Origin of the sequence: Mycolicibacterium austroafricanum (genome assembly GCF_902705885.1) — a bacterium.
GTDB classification, from domain to species: domain Bacteria; phylum Actinomycetota; class Actinomycetes; order Mycobacteriales; family Mycobacteriaceae; genus Mycobacterium; species Mycobacterium vanbaalenii_A.
In genome coordinates this window covers 236,338-252,076 of the sequence record NZ_CACSIP010000023.1, presented here as the reverse complement: position 1 = coordinate 252,076, position 15,739 = coordinate 236,338, and the positions used below count along the sequence as shown (strand labels likewise).

Genomic DNA, 15,739 nt, shown 5'->3' with positions numbered 1-15,739 from the left:
TCAATATGGCCGTACATTTAAAGGAGGTGACGCGGGTGCCTGCCCAGCTGAACGACGAGGAAGCCTTCCTGGTCGACACGGTCCGGACGTTCGTCGACCGCGACGTCAAACCCACCGTCCGAGACGTCGAACACGCCAATTCCTACCCCGAGGCGTGGATCGAACAGATGAAGCGCATCGGTGTCTACGGGCTGGCGATCCCGGAGGAGTACGGCGGCACGCCGGTGTCGACCCGGTGCTACGTGCTGGTCACCCAGGAACTTTCCCGGGGCTGGATGAGCCTGGCCGGCGCGATGGGCGGCCACACCGTGGTGGCCAAACTGCTGGCGCTGTTCGGCACCGAGGAGCAGAAGCGGCGTTATCTGCCGGACATGGCCACCGGGGACATCCGCGCGACGATGGCGCTGACCGAACCGGGTGGCGGGTCCGACCTGCAGGCGATGACGACCACGGCAGTCCCGTCCGAGGGCGGCGGGCTGGCCATCAACGGGTCGAAGACGTGGATCTCCAATGCCCGGCGCTCGGGGCTGATCGCGCTGCTGTGCAAGACCGACCCCGCCGCGAGCCCCCCACATCGAGGGATCTCGGTGCTCCTGGTCGAGCAGGGGACCACGGGACTGTCGGTGTCGCGGGATCTGCCCAAGCTGGGCTACAAGGGTGTGGAGAGTTGTGAGCTGCGCTTCGACGACTGCCGGGTTCCCGCGTCGGCGATCCTCGGTGGCGAACCCGGAAAGGGCTTCGGCCAGATGATGAAGGGCCTCGAGACCGGGCGCATCCAGGTGGCGTCCCGCGCTCTCGGGGTCGCCACCGCCGCCCTCGAGGACGCGCTGGCCTACGCCCAGGACCGGGAGAGTTTCGGCCAGCCGATCTGGAAGCACCAGGCGATCGGCCACTACCTGGCCGACATGGCGACGAAGCTGACCGCCGCCCGCACCCTCACCCTGCACGCGGCCGACTGCTACGACAGCGGCCGGCGCGCCGACATGGAGGCGGGGATGGCCAAGCTGTTCGCCTCCGAGACCGCGATGGAGATCGCGCTGAACGCGGTGCGCATCCACGGCGGGTACGGCTACTCGACCGAATACGACGTCGAGCGGTATTTCCGGGACGCGCCGCTGATGATCGTCGGGGAGGGCACCAACGAGATCCAGCGCAATGTCATCGCCGCACAACTCGTCGCCCGGGGCGGCATCTGAGGATGCGCGCGGAACCGGCGTACCGGCTGCTGCGTGAACAGCTGCGCGACGAGATCGGTGCAGGCCGCTACCCGCACGGCGTCCGGCTGCCGACAGAGTCCGAACTCGTTGCCCGACACGGGCTGTCCCGCCAGACGGTCCGCCGGGCGTTTCAGGACCTGGTCGCCGAGGGGGTGGTCTACCGGGTTCCGGGGCGGGGGACGTATGCCAGGGAGTCGGGACGCTATCTCCGTCAGCTCGGTTCCATCGAGGACCTGATGAACCTGTCGCAGGACACCACCATGGAGGTGGTGCGCGGGTTGACCCGGCGGGTCGACGTCGAGGCGGCGAGTCGGCTGCGCCTAGACGACGACGTGGTGCACACCGTGGTGTTCCGGCGGCTGCACGGGGCTGCCGGGCACGGAATTCCGTTCGTGTTGACCACCGTGCACCTGCCCGGCTCGAGTGCGCGTCACGTCGAGGACAGCGGCGCACTGAAGACCGGCGCGGTCGGCACCCACACCGTCATCGGTCTGCTGGAACCACACCTGGATGAACCCATTGCCGAAGCGGCGCAGTCGATCACGGTCGCGACGGCAGGCCAGGACGTCGCGGCAGCCGTGGACTGCCGTGTTGGGCATGCGATGCTGCGCGTCGACCGGCTCTATTCCGACAGCACCGGCCGTCCGGTCGAGTTGTCGGTCAGCCACTTCCTGCCCGAGCAGTACACCTACCGGGTGACGTTGCGCCGTTCCCGCTGACGCTCGGTGGCGGCGATGCGCGACTACCGCCCCGACGTCGACGTCAACGAGGTCATCGTCCGGCCGGCCCGGCAGCGCCGACCTCGTCGACCAGACCCCACCGCAACGCGGTCACCGGATCCACATCTCGCCCGGACAACACCAGATAGGCGGTACGCCAGCGACCGATCCGGCGGGTGATGCTGACCGTCCCCCCGGCTCCGGGGATCAGTCCCAGGCGGAGTTCCGGTAGGCCCAACACCGCATCGGGGTGACAGCGCACCCATCCGCAGAACGCGGCCATCTCCAGCCCGCTGCCCTGCACCTGCCCGTGTATCTCGGCCCGGCAGGCACGTCCCAGCCGGGCGGTGATGTCGGCGAGCGCCAGGGCGGGGCTGTGGCGGGTGCGGGCCAGGTGCGCGCCCGCCGGGTCGGTGAAGGTGCCGAACTCGGCGAGGTCGCCACCGCTGCAGAAGGACGGGCCGTTACCGGCCAGCACCACCTCGTTGACGGACGGGTCCAACCGGGCCACGTCGAGGGCTTCCAGCAGGGCCGCCCGGGCATCGGTGGAGAACGCGTTGTGCCGCTGCGGCCGGTTGAACCGGATCACCAGCCGGCCGCCGTCGCGATGTGCCTGGACGGGATTCGCGATCTCCGGGACCCGCGCCGGGCCACGTTCGGCAAGCCAACGGGCGAACTCGCTGCCGGACTGCAGGGTCGAGTACGCCAGTGACTCGGTGACGACGCCGGTGAACGTCGAGCCCTGCGGATCGAGAGCGCGCAACACGTCGTCACACACCGCCGCCGCCTCGGGCCACCGGCGACAGCGGTGGGTGAGCTCGTCGAGCGACTCCGACACCGAGGCGACGGTGACCGCACGGCGGTCGTCGCAGGGGTCCTCGGTGAGCGTGAAAGTCGCCTCGTCGGAGGGTGTTCCGAGGGCGACGAGCACGCCGCCGGCCAATTCGACTGTCATGAGTACTTCTTCATCAGCTCCTGCTTGTACAACTTGCCGGTGTCGGTACGCGGCAGCTGCTCCTCGAACGAGATCGAACGCGGACACTTGTAGTGCGCCAGCCTGTCCCGCACCCAGGCGAGCAGTTCGGCAGCGAACTCCGGGGTGGCATCACTCGGGTCGACGGTCTGCACCGCCGCCTTGACGCTCTGCCCCATCTCGTCGTCGGGGATTGGAAACACCGCGGCGTCCATCACCAACGGGTGGGTGACGAGGAGGTTCTCCGCTTCTTGGGGATAGATGTTGACCCCGCCGGAGATGATCATGTGATGCCTGCGGTCGGTGAGGTAGAGGAAGCCCTCCTCGTCGACATAACCGATGTCGCCCACCGTCTTCCAGCCGCGGGCATCGCGAGACGAGGCTGTCTTCCCAGGATCGTTGAGGTACTCGAAATCGAACCCGCCCTCGAAGTAGATCTCACCGGCCTGGCCCGGGGGCAGTTCGTTGCCGTCCTCGTCGAGGATGTGCAGCGCCCCCGCCAGCGGCCTCCCGACCGAGCCGGGATGCGTCAGCCACTCATCGGCGGTGATCAGCGTGGAACCGTGGGCTTCGGAGGAGGCGTAGTACTCGTCGACGATCGGACCCCACCAGTCGATCATCTGCTGCTTGATCTCCACCGGGCATGGCGCCGCGGCGTGCATCACCCGCTCGAGGCTCGACACGTCGTAGGACAACCGCTTGTCTGCAGGAAGTTTCAGCATCCGGGTGAACATCACCGGAACGAACTGGCCGTGCGTGACGCGGTACCGGTCGATCGCGTCCAGCGCGCCCTCGGCGTCGAACTTCTCCATCACCACGGTGGTGATCCCCCCGGCCTGCGTCTGCATGGACCACACCGACGGAGCGGTGTGGTACAGCGGTGCGGGGCTGAGATAGACGGCGTCAGGGTGCATCCAGAACGACACCAGGGCGGCCATCAGACCGGGCGCCTCGGCCGGCGGCAGATGCGGCAGTTCGCGTTTGATGCCCTTCGGCCTGCCGGTAGTGCCCGAGGAGTACTGCAGCAGGTCACCTTCGATCTCGTCGTCGATCGGGGTATCTGGCTGCCCGGCAACACATTCGGGGTAGCTCTGCCATCCGTCGAGCTGCCCGTCGGCGATCACCAGCACCGGCGGCAGACCGTTGGGAAGCTGGTCGCGAAGGCCTGCCAGCGTGTCCCTGAGCTTGCCGGAGCCCACGATCGCCTTGGCGCTGCTGTTGTCGATGATGTACGCGGCCTCGGCAGCGGTGAGGTTGGTGTTGATGGGCACGTAGTAGAGGCCTGCGCGGCGCGCCGCCCACATCACCGCGTGCATGTGCTCGTTGTTCTCCATGAGGATCGCGACGACGTCGCCCTCCACCAGCCCGGCGTCCCGGAACAGATGCGCCAGGCGGTTGGCTCTGGCTTCCAGTTCCCCGAACGTCACGACCGTGCCGGACGGGTACATGATGATGGCGGGCTTGTCAGGTGTGGCAACGGCGGTGTCGCGGATCTGCATGGTCAGACTCTACTTCGGCAGACTTGACGGGTGTCAAGTGGTCGGAAGTGGCGCCTCGTGGCGGACTCAGGCCGCTCAGCCCCTACGAGCGCGCACAAAATGTACGCATCACGCGGCGCGTCGCCGTGCAGACGCGCGCGTTCGCGGAACCGGGGTCAGGCCTCTTCGGCGAGCCGGTGCTTGAGGGCGTCGAACTCGTCCTTGATACCTGTCGGCAGCTTTTCGCCCACGAACTCGAACCACTCCTCGATCAGTGGCAGTTCCTGGCGCCACTCCTCGGCGTTGACCGCCAGTGCCTCGTCGACGTCTTCGGCCTTCACGTCGAGCCCCTCGAGGTCCATGTCCGCGGCCGTCGGCACGATCCCGATCGGCGTGGTCTTGCCGTCGGACTTGTGCTCGATGCGCTCGATGGCCCACTTGAGCACCCGGCTGTTCTCCCCGAAACCCGGCCACAGGAAACGACCGTCGGCGCCGCGGCGGAACCAGTTGACGAAGAACACGGCGGGCATCTTGGACTCGTCGGAGTTCTTGCCGATGTCGATCCAGTGCTGCATGTAGTCGCCCACGTTGTAGCCCATGAACGGCAGCATCGCCATCGGGTCGCGGCGCACGGTGCCGACCTTGCCCTCGGCGGCGGCGGTCTGTTCGGAACCGAGTGTGGCGCCGATGAACACGCCGTGCTGCCAGTCGCGGGCCTGGGTGATCAGCGGGACGGTGGTCTTGCGTCGCCCGCCGAAAAGGATCGCCGAGATCGGCACGCCCTGCGGGTCGTCCCACTCCGGGGCCAGGGTCGGGCACTGCGAGATCGGGGTGCAGTAGCGCGAGTTCGGGTGCGCTGCTTTGGTTTCCGTCTCACGCAGGATCCAGTCGTTACCCTTCCAGTCGATCAGGTGGTCGGGTTCGCCCTCCAAGCCCTCCCACCACACGTCCCCGTCGTCGGTCTTGGCGACGTTGGTGAACACGGTGTTGCCGCCCGCGATGGTCTTCATCGCGTTGGGGTTGGAGTCCCAGTTCGTGCCGGGCGCCACGCCGAAGAAACCGAACTCGGGGTTGGTGGCATACAGCCGGCCGTCCTTGCCGAAACGCATCCACGCGATGTCGTCGCCCACGGTTTCGGCGCGCCAGCCCGGAATGGTGGGCTGCAGCATCGCGAGGTTGGTCTTGCCGCAGGCCGACGGGAACGCCGCGGCGATGTAGTACGCCTTGTTCTCCGGGGAGATCAGCTTGAGGATCAGCATGTGCTCAGCGAGCCAGCCCTCGTCGCGTGCCATGGCCGACGCGATGCGCAGCGAGTAGCACTTCTTGCCCAGCAGCGCGTTGCCGCCGTAGCCGGACCCGTAGCTCCAGATCTCACGGGTCTCCGGGAAGTGGGTGATGTACTTCGTGTCGTTGCACGGCCACGGCACGTCCGTCTGGCCCGCCTCCAGCGGCGCACCGACGGAGTGCAGCGCCTTGACGAAGAAGCCGTCCTTTCCGAGCTTGTCGAGCGCAGCCTGCCCCATTCGGGTCATGGTGCGCATCGAGACGACGACGTACTCCGAGTCGGTGATCTCGACGCCGAGCTTGGGGTCTTCGGCTTCGAGCGGGCCCATGCAGAACGGGACGACCCACATGGTGCGGCCGCGCATGCAGCCGCGGTAGAGATCGGTCATGAGGCCGCGCATCTCGGCGGGGTCCATCCAGTTGTTCGTGGGACCCGCGTCGACCTCGCGCTCGGAACAGATGAAGGTACGGGACTCGACGCGTGCGACATCGGAGGGGTCCGAGAGCGCGAGATAGGAGTTCGGCTGCTTTTCCGGGTTGAGCTTCTGGAAGGTACCCGCCTCCACCAACTGCGCGGCCAGCCGGTCGTACTCCTCGGCCGAGCCGTCGGCGAACGCGACGCGGTCGGGCTGGGTGAGTTCGGCGATCTCGCGGACCCAAGCCAGCAGCCCCTCGTGCTTGGTCGGTGCGGAATCCAGTCCTGGAATTGTCGCTGCGGTCATCCTGTTGTCTCCTGCATCTTCTGCGCGAGGTCTCTGCGAGGACGCAGGCGCTCGACTCTGAACCAAAGGCTCGAACCGAATGCCACGCCGAACGCCACGGCCGTCCCTATGTACTGAGGTTAACGTGGTGCACATACCCGTGGTCGTTCAGGAGTATGTCCGATCACTCACAGGAACGATTCAGATGCCTGTCACCCGGTGGTCTACCGGCCGGTAACCAGAGTTTCGGTCGATTTCGCCGTCGCCAGCGCAGTCCGGACGGCCTCCAACTGCTGCCGTGACGACGGCGTCGCACCGTCTGGGACCGTGCGCGTCGGGGCCGCGGCCCGACGGTGCTCCCGCAGTTCGGCGTCGATCTCGGCGACGCGCGCAGCCACCGCCGAGTTCTCCGTGTCATGGCGGGCCAGGTGCTGCGACACCAGGGCGGACTCGACGGCCAGCACCGCAAGGACCACCCGCTCCTCGAGCACTTGACGGAGCGTGGTGATCGCGTCATCGACCCACCGGTCGAGCACCGCCCGATCGTGCAACAGCGTGCGAACTCTGACCACCCACACTGTGACGGCCAGCCCGACCCCGGTGCTCGCGGCCGCACCCGTGAACCCCGGCGCCAATCCGGAGAACAACCGGCTCAGCACCAGCGCCACCCCGAGCCCGAATCCCGCACCGAGGACCGTCATCAGCTGGGTTTCCAGCCGCCGGGTCCTCACCAGGGGTTCGGCGATCGGCGCCACCGCCCCGGCAGCCGACCGAGGTGGCTCGGTCAGGCCGAGTTCGGATGCCAGCGCCCGGGTTCGGGCGATGATCTCCTCATCGACCTCGCCGGCTACGTCGCCGCACCGCCGTCGGACACTGCGGACGAACCCGGCGCTCCCCCGGCCGGTGGTGGCCGCCAGACCGAGCAGTTCGGTTCGCGCCGCCAGGCAACGGTGGCGTGCGGTACGCAACAGTGCCACCCGGGTCTGCTGGATCCGGCCGCGGAGCGCGACCACCCCCTCGGCTCTGGAGCGGTTGCGTTGTCGCACCAGCTCGTCACGGCGCCGGCGAAGCGCGTCTTGCTGCTCGATCTCGGCGCAGAGCCGAGACTCCCAGGCACGCAGGCTATTCCGGCTCGTCAGCCGGGGGTGGCCGAGATGCCGTTGCAGGGTTTCGACGAGGCCGTCGACGAACGGCTCACCCAACCGCGGTGCAGCCGCGACGCCTGTCCACGGGATGCCCCGGAGCCTGGGCACGCGCGCGCCGAGTTTCTCGCGGTCGGCCGCGAGGACCGCCCGCCAGTCGCGGTGGTCGTCGATCTTGGTGACCGCCGCGATCACCACATCGGTCTGCGTGCTGGCGAGATCGGCCAGCGCACAATCCGATTCCGTGACCGGGGCGACGGCCGACACCACGAACAGCACGGCCACAGGCGCGGTCCCGACGCCGATCTCGTGGTCCTCGACGTAGCCGTGCCCGGGCAGCCGCTGCCGCAGTGTCTGCACCAGGCTGGTGACCCCCGCGTGTGGCGGTCCGGTCACCAACACGACGTCGCGGCGGAGCACCCCCGGTGGATCGGCGGGATCGCTCACCGTTGCTGCCCGAGAAGTCGAAGTGAACCGCGGGTGATGTCGGCCGCGCACCGCCGGTGCAGCACGCCGACCGGACCCTGGCCGTAGTGCCGCCAGTGCCGCGCCCGGCGAAGATGCGCGTCCGCGTGGTGCCCGCGGTCCACGGTGGTCCCGGAGGCCTCCACCACCTCGACCGCGGCCGCCATCACCGCGATGACAACGTCGTCGGAGGCCAGGAACTCCTCGAGCCGGTGGTCACCGGATCGTGCGGCGAGCAGCCGCAGTTCCTGCACCGCGGCACACACCCTGCGGTAGCGGACCGGTGCCGCCACCCCGTCCAGATGCGCCAGCACCCGGTCGACCTGGCTGAGCACCCGCAGCCGCTGCGTGAGCGTCGCAGTGCTCGCTCCGTCGGCGACGGCCAGTACGGCATGGGCCAGACCGAACCGGTCCAGCCTCGTCAACAGACTCCCGCGCACCTCCGCGGGCAGCACGTGTTCCGAACGCACGAACGCGTCCGTCGACGTCATGTCGGCGGGGTTGGCGACGAGCACGCGCAGCGCCGCGACCTGCTCGTCGTCGAACTCGACCGCGGCCAGGTGGGCGATCATCGGGACGACGGCCAGGCCCACCGTCGCGGCCACCTCTGCCGCGCGCCGCTCGGCGGAATCCAGGGGCCCGCCTGCACCCCCCAGGTCCGCCTTGTTCAGCACCACCAATGTCGGGCCTGGATCTGCTGCGGCCGCTCGATCCTCGGGTTTGAGCGCCTCGGCGATGACCAGCACCTGCACGTCGGCGTCGGTGGCGTCGGTGGTCACCGTCACACCGGAACCGGCGAGCGCGCTGGCCACCGCGCCGCGCCCCACGCCGCACCGGCCGCGCACCGCCACCGCCAGCGGCGCGCGCAACCTCTCCTCCACGGCCGTCACTCCCGAAACCCGGACGCGCGCGGCGAATTCGGCCAGTACGTCGACGAAAATCTTCAGCCCCCGCTCCCGAACCCCGTTTCGGCCCGTTCCGAAAATCGTCACACCTCCGACCGGACGAAACCGGCCGCAGCGGGCAGGCTGGGGATGAGGGCCGGTGTGGGGATGAACACGGCTGGCCAGGAACGATCTTCGGAGGTGGACGCACCAGGTACTCGCGTGTACCAGTGGAAGGCAACTGTTGGGTATCAATCTGTAACACGATGCGGGGAGTGCCGCCTTGATGAGCGACCATGGACGGATGCAAGTGCCGGGTCCCGACGTCGCCAGCGCGCTGGCTGACGATCCGGAGGTCAGCCCGCATTTCTCCCGCCGGGTCACCAGCTTCCGCGCCCGACGCTCCACGATCTCGGACAAGCAGCAGGCCACCTGGGACCGGCTGTGGCCGGAACTGGGCCGACAGGCTCGCGACGACGCGCCGACCGGACCCGAGGAGCGACTCGACACCGAGGCGTGGTTCGGCCGCCGGGCTCCGGTGATCCTGGAGATCGGCTGCGGAACAGGTACGTCGACGCTGGCCATGGCCCAGGCCGAACCCGACCTGGACGTCATCGCCGTCGAGGTCTACCGGCGCGGCCTGGCACAGCTGCTCAGCGCCATCGATCGCGCCTCGGTCACCAACATCCGGCTGATCCGCGGCGACGGGGTCGACGTGCTGACCCACATGATCGCACCGCAGTCGCTGACAGGGGTGCGGGTGTTCTTCCCGGACCCGTGGCCCAAGGCACGCCACCACAAGCGCCGGCTGCTGCAACCCGCCACCATGGCGCTGATCGCCGACCGGCTGCGGCCCGGCGGAGTGCTGCACGCCGCCACCGACCACCGCGGGTACGCCGAGCAGATCGCCGAGGTCGGGGACGCGGAGCCCCGGTTGCGCCGGATCAGCGCCGATCGCGCTACCGACACCCTGCCCATCTCGGTGGCCCGGCCTGCGACCAAATACGAGATCAAGGCGTTGGCCGGCACCGACGTGGCGGAACTGCTCTGGGAGAAGGCGCCGTGAGCCTGACCGAGAACATCCCCGACGTCCCCGACGTCCTCACCTCGGCAGCCGACGGGCCTGCGATCGCGCGCGTGCTGCTGGTGTGGGACGCACCGAATCTGGACATGGGGCTGGGGTCGATCCTCGGAGGCCGCCCGACCGCAGCGCACCGGCCCCGATTCGACGCGCTGGGACGCTGGCTGCTGGCCCGCACCGCCGACCTGTCGGTGCAACTCGGCGACAGCCAGCCCGCCCTCTCGCTGGAACCCGAGGCCACCGTCTTCACCAACATCGCCCCGGGCAGCGCCGACGTCGTCCGGCCGTGGGTGGAAGCGCTGCGTAACGTGGGGTTCGCGGTGTTCGCGAAACCCAAGATCGATGACGACAGTGACGTCGACAGCGACATGCTGGCCCACATCGCCCTGCGCCGTGGCGAAGGGCTGGCCGGCTTGATCGTGGCCTCGGCCGACGGTCAGGCTTTCAAACTCCCGCTCGAGGACCTGGCCAGGGACGGCATCCCGGTCCAGGTGCTCGGATTTCGCGAACATGCCAGTTGGGCGTTAGCGTCGGATACCTTGGAGTTTGTCGACCTGGAGGACATCGACGGTGTCTTCCGGGAACCGCTACCGCGAATCGGCCTCGATTCGCTGCCAGAGCAGGGCGCTTGGCTGCAGCCATTCCGGCCGCTGTCCTCGCTACTGGCCTCGCGTGCCTAGAAAACTGAAGCCGGGTTTCTGATGTGCGTAGAGGCCGCTGACAGAAACTGTCAGAGTTGTTCATGACCGTTAGGAGCTGAACGTGTTCGCCTGGTGGGGTCGAACGGTGTACCAGTACCGATACATCGTCATCGGTGTCATGGTCGCACTGTGCCTGGGCGGCGGCGTCTACGGCATCAGCCTTGGACAGCACGTCACACAGAGCGGGTTCTACGACGAAGGAAGCGAATCAGTCCACGCGTCGGTGGTCTCCGACCAGGCGTACGGCCGCGACACCTCCGGTCACATCGTGGCGATCTACACCGCGCCCGAGGGCAAGACGGTCGACGATCCGCAGTTCCGGGAGAAGGTCCTCGACAACCTCGAGGAGGTCGAGCGCAATCACCCCGACCAGATCCTGCGCGCCATCGGCTACTTCAAGAGCCCCGAAGTGCTCAGCAACATGGCGGACGAAGACAAACAGCACGCCTTCATGTCGGTCCAGCTCAAGGGCGACAACGACGACGCGATCCTGAACAACTACAACAAGAACGTCGGCGAAGACGGCACCACCGTCAAAGAAGCCCTCAACATCGACGGCATCGAGGTCCAGCAGGCCGGCCTGCAGCCCCTTGCCAGCGAACTGACCGGAACCATCGGCGAGGACCAGCGGCGCGCCGAGGTCGCCGCCATCCCGTTGGTCGCCGTCGTGCTGTTCTTCGTGTTCGGCGGGGTCATCGCCGCTGCACTGCCGGCCATCATCGGCGCGCTGACGATCGCCGGCTCGCTGGGCATCATGCGGTTGATCGCCGAAATCATCCCCGTGCATTTCTTCGCCCAGCCGGTGGTGACGCTCATGGGCCTGGGCATCGCCGTCGACTACGGGTTGTTCATGGTGAGTCGGTTCCGCGAGGAGATCGCCGAAGGCTACGACACCGAGGCCGCGGTGCGGCGAACGGTGATGACCTCCGGGCGCACCGTCATGTTCTCCGCCGTCATCCTGGTGGCCTCCTCGGTTCCGCTGCTGCTGTTCCCGCAGGGCTTCCTCAAGTCCATCACCTACGCGATCATCGCGTCGGTGATGCTGGCCGCGATTCTGTCCGTCACCGTGCTGGCCGCCACCCTGGCCATCCTCGGCCCGAACGTCGACGCGCTCGGCGTGCGGACGCTGCTGCGGGTGCCGTTCTTCCGCAACTGGAAGCCGATGAACTGGTGGCTGAACTGGTTGGCCGACCGCACCCAGAAGACCAAGACCCGCGCCGAGGTCGAGAAGGGCTTCTGGGGCAAGCTCGTCAACGTCGTGATGAAGCGGCCGATCGGCTTCGCCGCACCCATCCTGATCGGGATGATCCTGTTGATCATCCCGTTGGGTCAGCTGTCGCTCGGTGGCATCAGCGAGAAGTACCTGCCGCCCGACAACTCGGTGCGCGTCGCGCAGGAGGAGTTCGACCGGACCTTCCCGGGATTCCGTACCGAACCTTTGACGCTGGTCATCGAGAACGAGAACGGTGACCCGGTCACCGACCAGCAGATCGCGGAGATCCGCAGCGAGGCGATGGCGATCCCCGGGTTCATCGAGCCCGACGGCGACCCCGCCAAGATGTGGCAGGAACGTCCCTACCTCGACGGTGCGTCGAGAGACCCGTCGGTGCGCGTCATCCAGAACGGTCTGGAGGTTCGCAACGACGCCTCCCAGAAGATCGACGAACTTCGCGAACTGTCGCCGCCGCGCGGACTCACCGTGTCCGTGGGCGGCACCCCCGCGCTCGAGCAGGACAGCATCCACAGTCTGTTCGACAAGCTGCCGCTGATGGTGCTGCTGCTGATCACCACCACGACGATCCTGATGTTCCTCGCATTCGGGTCCGTGGTGCTGCCGATCAAGGCGGCGTTGATGAGCGCGCTGACGCTCGGCTCCACGATGGGCATCCTCACGTGGATGTTCGTCGACGGCCACGGCTCCGGCCTGATGAACTACACGCCGCAGCCGCTGATGGCACCGATGATCGGCTTGATCATCGCCGTGATCTGGGGTCTGTCGACCGACTACGAGGTGTTCCTGGTGTCGCGGATGGTGGAGGCGCGCGAGCGCGGCATGTCCACCGCCGAAGCGATCCGGATCGGTACGGCGACCACCGGCCGTCTGATCACCGGTGCTGCCCTGGTGCTAGCTGTCGTCGCGGGCGCATTCGTGTTCTCCGACCTGGTGATGATGAAGTACCTGGCGTTCGGCCTGCTCATCGCGCTGTTGCTGGACGCGACGATCGTCCGGATGTTCCTGGTGCCCGCGATCATGAAGCTGCTCGGTGACGATTGCTGGTGGGCGCCGCGCTGGATGAAACGCCTGCAGGAGCGGCTCGGCCTCGGCGAGACCGAACTGCCCGACGAACGCAAGCGCCCGTCGGTGCGTGATTCCCGGGAAACCGCCGCGGAGCCGGCCCATCCCGAAGCCCTGGTCGGCGTCGGCGGGCCGCCGGTCGCGGCGCCCCCGAGGGCGTTGCCGCCGCACGATCCCACCCATCCTGCGCCGGGCGGTTCGCCCCGCCCCGGCGGGGCCGGCACGCCGCCGCGGGTCAGCGGTCCGTCGGCAGCGGGGACGACGCGGCTGCCGAGCGCGCCGCCGCCCGCACCGGCTGACGAGGAACCGCAGACGACTCGGCTGTCGATGGCCAAGAACGCGGTCCGCAACGCGGTCAGCAGCGCCACCGCGGCGGCCACTCAACGCACGCAACGCCCGCCGCAGCCGCCGGCCCCTCCCCGGGGTGAACGCGAGATCGAATCGTGGCTCGGCGACCTGCGCGGTACCGGCTCGGGTCCGGGGTCCGGGGCTGCCGCTCCGGCACCGCCGCCGCGGCCGTCGGCCGAGCCGACCCGGGCGATGCCCGATCAGGGTCCCGGCGGCAGCGAACCGACGACGGCGATCCACGCGCAGCGCGAGTCGGGAGCACCGGATGACGACTCCGCCGATGAGACGCGGGCGATCCCGACGCCGAAGAAGTCCGACGCGGAGGCCGCCACCGAGAAGCTCAACACCCGCGCCGAGGACGAACCCCAGCGCCGCGGCGGCAGCGGTGTCAGCGCCCAGGATCTGCTGCGGCGTGAGGGCCGGCTCTAGCCCGCGCGGGCACTGCGGCTACGAGGTCAGATAGACCTTTCGCACGGTCTCGGTGACGGTCCACACCGTTTCGGCGCCGGCCGCCAAGCGGACGACATCGCCTGGGCCGACCTGCAATACCGGGGTATCGTCGGCGAACTCGATTGTCGCCACCCCCGCGAGCACGATGAAGACTTCGTCGACCTCGACGTCGGTGGCAACGCCTGGCGTCATCTCCCAGACACCGACCTCGACGCCATGGAAATCGGTCAGCGTTGTGCTGCCGGTTCGCGGTTCCCCCTGAACTGATTGTCCGGCGGGCACACGTTCAGGCGTCAGATCCAGAGAGGTGGCGTGAACGACGCTGTTCGGCAGCAATTCCGTCACTGCTCCACCCACTTCTGCCGTGATCGGTATCTGCCGGAGAGCCCACGACTTCGTGCGTCGCGCAGCACCTCCCTGGCCGCGTTCCGGCCGTTGGCTCCGGTGACGCCGCCACCGGGGTGGGTGCCTGCGCCGCACAGGTAGAGGTTCCTGACCGGGGTGCGGTACTTCGCCCAACCCCGAACCGGTCTCATGAACAGCAGCTGGTCCGGCGACATGTCACCGTGCAGAGCGTGCCCACCCGTCAGGCCCATCACCCGCTCCATATCCAGCGGGCTGAGCACCTGACGGTGTTCGATCAGCCCGCTCAGACCTGGGAAATGTGTTTCGAGTTGTGCGATGGCCTCGTCGGCCCGGGTCTCCTTGATGTCGTCCCAATTCTCATCACGTAGATGGAACGGCTGTGAGTTCACGTCGATGGTGGCGATGTGCTTGCCGTCGGGCGCCAACGAGGCGTCGTGCACCGTCGGGAACACGATCTCGATATGCGAGTCGCGGACCGCCAGGCCGTACTGCGCCTGCGCCTGGTGCAGGTCCATCTCGGGGATGAACGGGTTCACCTCCATGATGCCGCGGTGGTAGGGCTGCACGCCGTCGCGCGGATAGCCTACGACATAAGGCAATTCGGACAGTCCCAGGTTGATCTTCATGCTGGTGCCCATACACCGGTAGGCCTGCACCTGCCGAACGAAGTCATCGGGAAGGTCGGCGCGGTCACACAGCGTCAGGAACGTGTGCTTGGGATCGGCGTTCGACAACACCCGGGTGGCGGAGATCTCCTCGCCGGAGATCAGCCGCACCCCAGTGGCCTTCCCTCCACGAGTGACGATTCCCGAAACTGCTGCATTGCAACGGATTTGCACACCAGCCTCACGTGCTGCGTCGGCCATGGTCTCGGTCAACACACCCATCCCGCCGCGCACGAAGCCCCACTGCCGGACGCCGCCGTCACTTTCCTCGCTGGCATGGTCGTGGAGTAGCACGAACGCCGTGCCCGGGGTCGAGGGCCCCGCCACGCTGTCGTTGATCGCGTGCCAGCCCAGCGCAGCCTTGACGTGGTCGCTCTCGAACCGCTCTGCCAGGATCTGATGCGCGCTGGAGGTGAACAACCGAGCCAGTTGGTCCAGATAGGGGCGAGTACGCACGCCCACCCCGCCCAGGCGCGCCAGCCCGCGGATGTCGTCGAAACTCTTCACCCGTGGATCCGGAGCTGTGAAGTCGAAGATCGGCAGCACCTGCTGGACCATGGCGGACAGGTCGTCCTCGAACTTCGGCAGCGCGCGGGCATCGGACTCGGAAAAACGTTTGGTGTTCGCGACGTTCTCGGCCATGTCGTCGCCGAGGTAGTAGCTGGCGCCGTCGGGGAACAGATTCAGCGTCGGTCCGGCCGGGTCGACGAAGATGCCGCGCCGTTCCAGCTGCATGTCCTGCCAAATCGCCTCGCGCAGCATCGAGAGCACATACGCCCCGGTCGACGCGCGATAGCCGGGCGCAAAATCCTCGGTGTTGCAGGCGCCGCCGACGAACGGACGCCGCTCCAGGACAAGGGTTCTCAGCCCGGCCCGCGCCAGGTAGAAGCTCGCAACCAGACCGTTGTGACCACCGCCGACGATGACCGCGTCGTAGTGGGTGCTCATGAATGGTCTCCTCTGCTCTTC

The 15,739-nt window shown here is 67.9% G+C and carries 12 protein-coding genes; 5 read left to right on the top strand and 7 right to left on the bottom strand.

The genetic code is table 11. The features are described from left to right. Window positions 1-35 precede the first annotated feature (35 nt). Together BEMPMBAN_RS16780 and BEMPMBAN_RS16775 are read left to right on the top strand one after the other, a co-directional pair. Window positions 36-1,196: an acyl-CoA dehydrogenase family protein gene (locus BEMPMBAN_RS16780; protein ID WP_234897516.1), complete on the top strand. Its 1,161-nt coding sequence runs from the start codon at window positions 36-38 to the stop codon at window positions 1,194-1,196. Between the two features lie 2 nt (window positions 1,197-1,198). Beyond that, a complete protein-coding gene (locus BEMPMBAN_RS16775) occupies window positions 1,199-1,936 on the top strand; it encodes a GntR family transcriptional regulator (protein WP_159231978.1) in 738 nt (245 codons plus the stop codon). A gap of 52 nt (window positions 1,937-1,988) precedes the next feature. On the opposite strand, the gene BEMPMBAN_RS16770 is transcribed toward BEMPMBAN_RS16775, so the two are convergent. From BEMPMBAN_RS16770 to BEMPMBAN_RS16750, 5 genes are all read right to left on the bottom strand, one after another. Beyond that, window positions 1,989-2,891, bottom strand: coding sequence for an enoyl-CoA hydratase/isomerase family protein (locus BEMPMBAN_RS16770; RefSeq protein ID WP_159231976.1), 903 nt, complete (start codon window positions 2,889-2,891; stop codon window positions 1,989-1,991). Beyond that, window positions 2,888-4,408 carry a fatty-acid--CoA ligase FadD4 gene (gene fadD4 / locus BEMPMBAN_RS16765; protein WP_159231974.1) on the bottom strand — a complete coding sequence of 507 codons (1,521 nt, stop codon included), beginning with the start codon at window positions 4,406-4,408 and terminating at the stop codon, window positions 2,888-2,890. Before fadD4 ends, BEMPMBAN_RS16770 begins: the two co-directional genes overlap by 4 nt. A gap of 155 nt (window positions 4,409-4,563) precedes the next feature. Then, the gene (locus BEMPMBAN_RS16760; protein ID WP_159231972.1) at window positions 4,564-6,393 is read right to left on the bottom strand and encodes a phosphoenolpyruvate carboxykinase (GTP); all 1,830 of its coding nucleotides are present in this window, start codon (window positions 6,391-6,393) and stop codon (window positions 4,564-4,566) included. 203 nt (window positions 6,394-6,596) lie between these two features. Next, window positions 6,597-7,961, bottom strand: coding sequence for a hypothetical protein (locus tag BEMPMBAN_RS16755; protein ID WP_159231970.1), 1,365 nt, complete (start codon window positions 7,959-7,961; stop codon window positions 6,597-6,599). Beyond that, window positions 7,958-8,971, bottom strand: a complete 1,014-nt coding sequence (locus tag BEMPMBAN_RS16750; RefSeq protein ID WP_337761916.1) for a hypothetical protein — start codon at window positions 8,969-8,971, stop codon at window positions 7,958-7,960. The genes BEMPMBAN_RS16755 and BEMPMBAN_RS16750 overlap by 4 nt, the downstream gene beginning before the upstream one ends. A 178-nt stretch (window positions 8,972-9,149) precedes the next feature. Between BEMPMBAN_RS16750 and trmB the strand changes: the two genes are divergently transcribed. The 3 genes from trmB (at window position 9,150) to mmpL3 (ending at window position 13,718) form a co-directional block, all read left to right on the top strand. Continuing rightward, window positions 9,150-9,929: a tRNA (guanosine(46)-N7)-methyltransferase TrmB gene (gene trmB / locus BEMPMBAN_RS16745; RefSeq protein ID WP_159231968.1), complete on the top strand. Its 780-nt coding sequence runs from the start codon at window positions 9,150-9,152 to the stop codon at window positions 9,927-9,929. Further along, window positions 9,926-10,624 carry an NYN domain-containing protein gene (locus tag BEMPMBAN_RS16740; RefSeq protein WP_159231966.1) on the top strand — a complete coding sequence of 233 codons (699 nt, stop codon included), beginning with the start codon at window positions 9,926-9,928 and terminating at the stop codon, window positions 10,622-10,624. Before trmB ends, BEMPMBAN_RS16740 begins: the two co-directional genes overlap by 4 nt. Before the next feature lie 82 nt (window positions 10,625-10,706). Further along, window positions 10,707-13,718 (top strand): trehalose monomycolate exporter MmpL3, encoded by a 3,012-nt coding sequence (gene mmpL3, locus BEMPMBAN_RS16735; protein ID WP_159231964.1) that lies wholly within the window; start codon window positions 10,707-10,709, stop codon window positions 13,716-13,718. An 18-nt stretch (window positions 13,719-13,736) separates the two neighbouring features. Here mmpL3 and BEMPMBAN_RS16730 read toward each other — a convergent pair whose 3' ends face one another. Then, window positions 13,737-14,084: a cupin domain-containing protein gene (locus BEMPMBAN_RS16730; protein ID WP_425294983.1), complete on the bottom strand. Its 348-nt coding sequence runs from the start codon at window positions 14,082-14,084 to the stop codon at window positions 13,737-13,739. After that, window positions 14,081-15,718 (bottom strand): phytoene desaturase family protein, encoded by a 1,638-nt coding sequence (locus BEMPMBAN_RS16725; protein WP_159231960.1) that lies wholly within the window; start codon window positions 15,716-15,718, stop codon window positions 14,081-14,083. The genes BEMPMBAN_RS16730 and BEMPMBAN_RS16725 overlap by 4 nt, the downstream gene beginning before the upstream one ends. Between the last annotated feature and the right edge of the window lie 21 nt (window positions 15,719-15,739).

Coding starts and splice junctions, on each gene's coding strand:
- BEMPMBAN_RS16775 (WP_159231978.1), top strand. CDS start 1,199: ATGCGCGCGGAACCGGCGTACCGGCTGCTGCGTGAACAGCTGCGCGAC.
- BEMPMBAN_RS16770 (WP_159231976.1), bottom strand. CDS start 2,891: ATGACAGTCGAATTGGCCGGCGGCGTGCTCGTCGCCCTCGGAACACCC.
- fadD4 (WP_159231974.1), bottom strand. CDS start 4,408: ATGCAGATCCGCGACACCGCCGTTGCCACACCTGACAAGCCCGCCATC.
- BEMPMBAN_RS16760 (WP_159231972.1), bottom strand. CDS start 6,393: ATGACCGCAGCGACAATTCCAGGACTGGATTCCGCACCGACCAAGCAC.
- trmB (WP_159231968.1), top strand. CDS start 9,150: ATGAGCGACCATGGACGGATGCAAGTGCCGGGTCCCGACGTCGCCAGC.
- BEMPMBAN_RS16725 (WP_159231960.1), bottom strand. CDS start 15,718: ATGAGCACCCACTACGACGCGGTCATCGTCGGCGGTGGTCACAACGGT.